Annotated in this window: 7 protein-coding genes; 3 read left to right on the forward strand and 4 right to left on the reverse strand. The window is 71.8% G+C overall.

What is annotated here, in order from left to right:
* Positions 1–33: 33 nt before the first annotated feature.
* From ABZ671_RS32160 to ABZ671_RS32170, 3 genes are all read right to left on the reverse strand, one after another.
* Positions 34–969 (reverse strand): hypothetical protein, encoded by a 936-nt coding sequence (locus ABZ671_RS32160; protein ID WP_357865152.1) that lies wholly within the window; start codon positions 967–969, stop codon positions 34–36.
* A 157-nt stretch (positions 970–1126) separates the two neighbouring features.
* The gene (locus ABZ671_RS32165; RefSeq protein ID WP_357865155.1) at positions 1127–2341 is read right to left on the reverse strand and encodes a hypothetical protein; all 1215 of its coding nucleotides are present in this window, start codon (positions 2339–2341) and stop codon (positions 1127–1129) included.
* Positions 2334–2894, reverse strand: coding sequence for a SigE family RNA polymerase sigma factor (locus ABZ671_RS32170; protein WP_357865158.1), 561 nt, complete (start codon positions 2892–2894; stop codon positions 2334–2336). Before ABZ671_RS32170 ends, ABZ671_RS32165 begins: the two co-directional genes overlap by 8 nt.
* 138 nt (positions 2895–3032) lie before the next feature.
* On the opposite strand from ABZ671_RS32170, the gene ABZ671_RS32175 reads away from it, so the two are divergent.
* On the forward strand, positions 3033–3605 hold the full coding sequence (locus tag ABZ671_RS32175; RefSeq protein ID WP_357865161.1) for an NADH-quinone oxidoreductase subunit B family protein: 573 nt from the start codon (positions 3033–3035) through the stop codon (positions 3603–3605).
* Positions 3606–3621: 16 nt separating this feature from the next.
* Here ABZ671_RS32175 and ABZ671_RS32180 read toward each other — a convergent pair whose 3' ends face one another.
* Positions 3622–4668, reverse strand: a complete 1047-nt coding sequence (locus tag ABZ671_RS32180) for a glucose 1-dehydrogenase (protein WP_357865163.1) — start codon at positions 4666–4668, stop codon at positions 3622–3624.
* Positions 4669–4779: 111 nt separating this feature from the next.
* On the opposite strand from ABZ671_RS32180, the gene ABZ671_RS32185 reads away from it, so the two are divergent.
* Positions 4780–5355 carry an NADH-quinone oxidoreductase subunit C gene (locus ABZ671_RS32185; RefSeq protein WP_357865166.1) on the forward strand — a complete coding sequence of 192 codons (576 nt, stop codon included), beginning with the start codon at positions 4780–4782 and terminating at the stop codon, positions 5353–5355.
* A complete protein-coding gene (locus tag ABZ671_RS32190) occupies positions 5355–6317 on the forward strand; it encodes a complex I subunit 1 family protein (RefSeq protein ID WP_357865168.1) in 963 nt (320 codons plus the stop codon). Before ABZ671_RS32185 ends, ABZ671_RS32190 begins: the two co-directional genes overlap by 1 nt.
* Positions 6318–6407: the final 90 nt, after the last annotated feature.

The raw sequence follows: 6407 nt of genomic DNA on the forward strand, positions 1-6407 counted from the left end.
GCCGGGGAGAGCCCCGGCCGGGCGACGGGTGGTTCAGTTGGCGTTGGCGGCCGTGATGGCGAATGAGGTGGTGTTGTCCGCCGGGTTGACGTCCGCCACCGGAATGCCGGAGAAGTAGCTCGCGTCAACCGTGTACGAACCGGTGCCCAGGTCGCCCGCCCGGGTGCCGGCCGGGGCGCTCAGGATGACGTCGAAGGTGCGCTTCTCACCCGGCATGAACCGGCCGCCGGGGACGGTGAACCAGTCCGGGAAGCTCGGCATGTCCTGCGGCTCGATGCGGTCGACGATGACACCCGCTGGCAGGGCGGCGGCGACATTCACGGCAAACGACGGGGCGTCGTTGCCGTAGCGGACGGTGACGGGCATCCGGCCGAGCAGGCTCCCGTCGGCCTGCCGGGCCAACTGCACCGCGCTGCTCCGGATGCTGAGGTCCGTCTTGGTGGCCTGCACGTACGTACGCGGGTTCCGCAGGCTGCCCGTGGTGGACGTGAACAGGGTGGTGAACCCGGCGGTGTCCGCGGCCTTGGTGGCACCCGCCGGCACCACCGAGATCTGCCCGCCCCGGACCACCATCGGGTAGGCGCGGGCGGTGGTCCAGACGCGGAAACCGAGCCGGACCGTCAGGCTCTCCCCGGCATTGACCTGACCGCCGTAGCAGTCGGTGACCAGCCGGTTCGCCACCAGCCGGTAGTAGAGGCACGGGCCGCCGGGCTGGATGGTGGTGAACGAGGCCCCGGCCGGCTCGGTGATGAGCAGGTCCACCGAGGTGGCGGTCGAGCCCGGGTTGGTCACCGTCGCGGTCAGCGTCCCGACGTACCCCTGGCCGGTCGGGGTCAGGACGAGTTGCTGGGCGGTGATGTGAGGCCGGGCCGTCGGTGCGGCCGTAGCGGTGGCGGGTGCCGCCAGAGCGAGCAGGACGGCGGCCCCGCCGAGTACTGCGATGGCGGCCCGTGCCGTACGTGTGGTCATTGCTGTTCCTCCCGTGATCCCCGTTTGTGGGCGGCGGCGCTTCCGTCCGCCTGATGGTGAGAACACGTCCCTGGCGAACATCCGGTTGCGGCATGATTTGTCGCGAATATGACGCGGCGACCCGGATCACCGGGCCGCCGCGTCAACGGGCGTACGCCTAGCCGACGGTGTGCAACTCCACCACGTTGTCCTTCGGCTTCAGATCCCTCCAGTACCGCTCCTGCGAGTCGTAGTGGATGACCCGCAGGGTCGGTGGACCGCCGGTGCTCGGCGGGTCGAACAGCAACTGGAAGGTGTATGCCTTCCGTCCCCCTGCCGGCAGGCCGTCCAGCACGCAGGCGTCGGGCCCGTCCGACCGCACCGCCCGGCAGCGCGCCAGATCCCCGCCAGAGGGCTCGCCGATGCTGTAGAAGCCGGTGAAGCCGAGCTGGGGCACGTCCACCGGTCCTTTGTTGACCACGGTGACCGTCACCGAGCCGATCCGCCGGCCCTCCGCATCCGGTGGCCCGACGACGAGGTCACTCGCCCTCAGGGTGAGATTGGTCAGCCGGGGGTCGACCCCGAACTTCCTCGGCCCGGCAATCTGGTCGAACCGGTCGCCGGTCCAGGCGTACGTCCGCCACTGTCGCTGTGGCGCCCACTCCGGCGTGTCACAACAGGGTTGAATGTCAGCCACCCGTACCCGGATTTTCCCGTCGGCCTGCACCGAGAAGGCGGTGATGTCCCCGAGCTCGTCGTGAGTGCCGACGATCTGGCCCAGCGCGGTGATCTGGCCGGCGGCGTCCCGCTCGAAGGCCACCAACTGCTTCGCCTGGATCTCGCCGAGCCGGCAGCCGAGCAGGGCGACGGTCTTGGCCGCGCCGTCGCCGTCCAGCTCGCCGTGGCTCGGTTCGCCTAGCAGCACCGGCACGGCGGCCCTGATCGGCCCCGGCCCCGGATCGAGCCGGACCTTCTTCGTCGTACAGGTCTCCGGCACGTACCACGACCAGGCAGGCAGGTCGAGGCGCGTGGCGAGGAGCTGGGCCCGACTGATCCGGCCGTCCGGCGCGGCCGGGGTGGGGCTGGCTGTCGTTGGTGTCGACGACGGCGTCGGCGTCGGGGTGGCCGGGGGCGGCGTCTGAGTGACCGCCGACGGGGTCGGCCCGGCGGGACCGGGTAGCGGGCCGGAGCGCTCGTGCAGGGCCGCGTTGGCCGCTACCGGGATCGCCACGGCGAGCACCACGGCGGCGGCACTGACGACCGCCGCCCGCCGCCGACGGTGCCGGACGGTGGCGCGGACGGCGTCCGCTCCGGCCGGGTGCACCGCGGGGAGGAGCGCCTTCCGGTACGCCGCGAACTCGCCGCTGACCAGGAGGTCCTCGATTTCAGTCATGGTCGGTCACCTCGTTCGTGCCGGCGAGCTGCACCGCCAGCGCAGCCCGCCCCCGGTGCAGCCAGGACTTGACCGTGCCCTCCGGCACGCCCTCCTGCTCCGCGATTTGCATGACGGAGAGATCGGCCAGGTAGTGCAGCACCACCGCGCGGCGCTGGCTGGCCGGCAGCTTAGCCAGGGCGACGGTCAGCGCCACGCGGTCCGGATCGGGCCCCGGCACGTGCTCCTCGCGTTGTCGGTGCAGCCAGGACTGGGCGGTCCGCAGCCGACGCCAGCGGCTGGTGGCGAGGTTCCAGGCGACGCGGCGCACCCAGGCGAGCGGGTCGTCGTAGCGGGACACCCGGGACCAGCGGGCGAACGCCCGGCAGAACGCCTCCTGGACCAGGTCCTGCGCCTGCGACAGGTCACCGCAGTACGCGGCGAGCTGAAGCGCCAGCGACCGGAAGTGCGCATGGTAGAGCCCGTCGAAGTCGATCTCCTCGGGCGGTTCCGGCCAGTCAGCTGTCGCCTCGGGCGGCGGCTCGCCGAGCCGCGGCTCCCTCGTCATCGTCATCCGATCCTCCCCGTGCGCTAGCAACCGTCGGTGCGGCCCATGCCGGTCACACGCGCCAATGCCAGCGGTGGTTGCGCCGATCGCCGCCCCGGTGCTGTGGTTGACTGTCAGGTCAGGGACACACGGGGGAGGCGCGAGGTGCAGTTGCCGGCGGTGCTCGGCGAGCCGATCCGGTTCGTGCTGAACTGGGGCCGCCGCTACTCGCTCTGGGTGTTCAACTTCGGGCTGGCCTGCTGCGCCATCGAGTTCATCGCCACCAGCATGGGCCGGCACGACTTCATCCGGCTCGGCGTGATCCCGTTCGCCCACGGCCCCCGGCAGGCCGACCTCATGGTGGTCTCCGGCACGGTCACCGACAAGATGGCCCCGGCGATCAAGCGGCTCTACGACCAGATGCCCGAGCCGAAGTACGTCATCTCCTTCGGCGCCTGCTCCAACTGCGGCGGCCCGTACTGGGACTCGTACTCGGTGACCAAGGGCGTCGACCAGCTCATCCCGGTCGACGTCTACGTGCCCGGCTGCCCTCCTCGCCCCGAGGCGCTGCTGCACAGCATCCTTCGACTTCAGGAGAAGATCGCCGCCGAGCAGTCGGGCCTCGGCGGCGTCCCCCGCCGGGACCCCCTGGCGTCCCCGGCTGACGCCCCCGACGCTCGCCCGCCCCGCCCCCTGGACTCGCTGACCGCCCCGCCCGTCCGCCCCCCGGCCCCGTAGTCCCGAGATTCCTCCGTCAGCCGGTGAAGTCGAGCACCACCTTGATGTCCTCGCTGGTGGCGGCGTACGCCTCGGCGTACGACGAGACCGGCACCCGGCGGGTGATCAGCGAGTTCAGCCAGGACTGTTCGGCGCGGGCGAGCGCCTCGGCGGCCAGCTCCCAGTGTCGGCGGTTGGCGTTCACCGAGCCGAAGACCACGTTGTTCTCCAGCACCAGCTCCCGGTTGAGCGCGCCCGCGTCGAAGTCGATGGTCCGGCCGCCGCTGGACACGCCGGTGAGGCAGACGATGCCGGCCGGCCCGGCCTTGCACATGGTGTCCAACACCAGCGAGGGCGCGCCGGTGCACTCCACCACCACGTCCGGCGCGAAGTCCAGCTCGCCCACCAACGAGGTGTGGTAGGTCGCGCCGAGCGCCCGGACCAGCTCCGGTTTCGGCCCGGTGGTGGCCCGGTCCAGCACGTGTACGGTGAGCCCCCGCTGGGTGGCCAGCAGCGCGGCCAGCAAGCCGATCGGGCCGGCCCCGGTGACCAGCACGCTCTGCGGTTTCCACTCGGCCCGGCTGCCGATCCGCTCGATGTGGTCCCACGCCTTCGCCACCACGCTGGTCGGCTCCAGCAGCATCCCGACCTGGGCGAGCGCCGGGTCCAGGCCGACGGCGAACTTCGGCTGCACCCGCCAGCGGTCGCGGGCGAAGCCGGGCAACGCCTTGATGCCGTGCTCGGTGTACCGGCCGTTGCGGCACATGTCCCACTCGTCGACCGCGCAGTTCGGGCAGGGCACCGGGTCCGGATGCCGGACGATGCCGGCCACCAGGTCGCCGGGCTGCCGGGTGCCGGTCGGGTCCTCGAGTACCCGGCCCAGCGACTCGTGCCCGATCACGAGCCGTTCCTGGCCGGGCGGCGCCTCGCCGTAGGCGCCCGTGATGATCTCGTGGTCGGTACCGCAGATCCCCACCGCGAGCGTCTCCACCAGGATCGCGCCCTCCTCCGCGGCCGGCTCGGGCCACTCCTCGTCCAGCCGCAGCGAGTCGGAAACCCCGGGAGTCACAGTCACAGCGCGCACACTGCTCATCTTCCCGCCGGACGGCCGTCCGCCGGGCGAAACGGCGAATCCTGCCCGGCGAGCCCGGGCGGCCCGACACGGGTAACCGCCGTCGGCCATAGGATCAGCCGCATGACTCCGGACGAGATCGGCCAGCGGATGGTCGCGCTGCTCGCGCCCGTCGAAGCCACCGCGTCGCTGTCCGGCGGTCAGCGGCACGCCCGCGCCACGGTCGACGTACCCCTGGCGAGCTGGCGGGATGCGCTGCGCGCGGCCCGCGACGACGCCGAGCTGCACTGTGACTTCTTCGACTGGCTGTCGGCGGTCGACGAGTTGACCGAGGGCTTCGACGTGGTGGCCCACCTCTGGTCGACGCGGCACCGGCACGGGCTGCTGCTGCGTACCCGGGTGCCCCGGGAAGCGCCGGTGGTGGCGTCCGTGGTCGACCTCTTTCCCGGCGCGGCATGGCACGAGCGGGAGACCCACGAGATGTTCGGCCTCGCCTTCGACGGGCACGGCGATCTGAAGCCGCTGCTGCTGCCCCCCGAGTTCGAGGGGCACCCGCTGCGCAAGGAGTTCGTGCTCGCCTCACGAGTCGCCAAGCCCTGGCCGGGCGCGAAGGAGCCGGGCGAGTCGGAGGCCGGCGGCGGTCGCCGGCCGATGCGGCCGCCGGGTGTGCCGGCGCCCGGGGAGTGGGGGAGCGCCTGATGCCCGCCTGGTTGGAGCTGGTCCTGCGGGTGGTGGGCGTGCTGGCCGCCTTCCTCGTCCTGCCGCTCGTCGTGGGGCAGGCCGAGCACAAGGTGATGGCGCACATGCAGGGCCGGCTCGGTCCGATGTACGCGGGCGGCTTCCACGGCTGGGCGCAGCTGATCGCCGACGGGCTCAAGTTCGTGCAGAAGGAGGACATCACCCCGCGGGACGCGGACCGGCCGGTGTTTCGGCTGGCGCCCGCGGTGGCCCTGCTGCCCTACCTGCTCGCCCTGCTGGTGATCCCGCTCGGCCCGGGGGACCTGGTCGGGCAGCATCTGGACATCGGGCTGTTTTTCGTCCTGGCCGTGCTCGGCGTGGGCGTGCTGGCGGTGCTCATGTCGGCTTGGGCCTCGGCCAACAAGTACAGCCTCCTGGGCGGGCTGCGCGGCGCCGCCCAGCTGCTCGGCTACGAGCTGCCGCTGGTGCTGGCCGCCGCGTCGGTGGCGATGGCCGCCGGCACGCTCAGCCTGCCCGGGATCGTCGAGGCGTGGCGGCCGTGGTGGCTGCTCTGGCAGGCGCCGGCAATGGTGATCTTCTTCGTCGCCGGGCTGGCCGAGATCCGCCGGCCCCCGTTCGACATGCCGGTGGCCGACTCCGAGCTGGTCTTCGGCTATCTGACCGAGTACACCGGCCTGCGGTTCGCGTTCTTCCTGCTCGCCGAGTACGTCGGCATCGTGGTGATCGCCGCGCTGACCACCGTGCTGTTCCTCGGCGGTTGGCAGGGCCCGTTCGCGGACGCCCAGCTCGGCTGGCTGTGGACGCTGCTCAAGATCTTCGCCGTCGCGTTCGTGATCATCTGGCTGCGGGTGTCGTACCCGCGTCTGCGCGAGGACCAGCTTCAGCGCCTCTGCTGGCTGGTGCTGGTCCCGGCGGCCCTCGCCCAACTCGTGCTGACGGCCGCCATCCGCCTGGCGATGTAAGACATCCCAGGACGTACGAGTGTCAAGTAGCGGGTTCGGCGGTGTGGTGTGGCCAGGCGGTCGTCTCGTTGTAGGGCGTGCCGGTTTTGA

Origin of the sequence: Micromonospora sp. NPDC006766, from assembly GCF_040636055.1 — a bacterium.
Taxonomy (GTDB): Bacteria; Actinomycetota; Actinomycetes; order Mycobacteriales; family Micromonosporaceae; genus Micromonospora.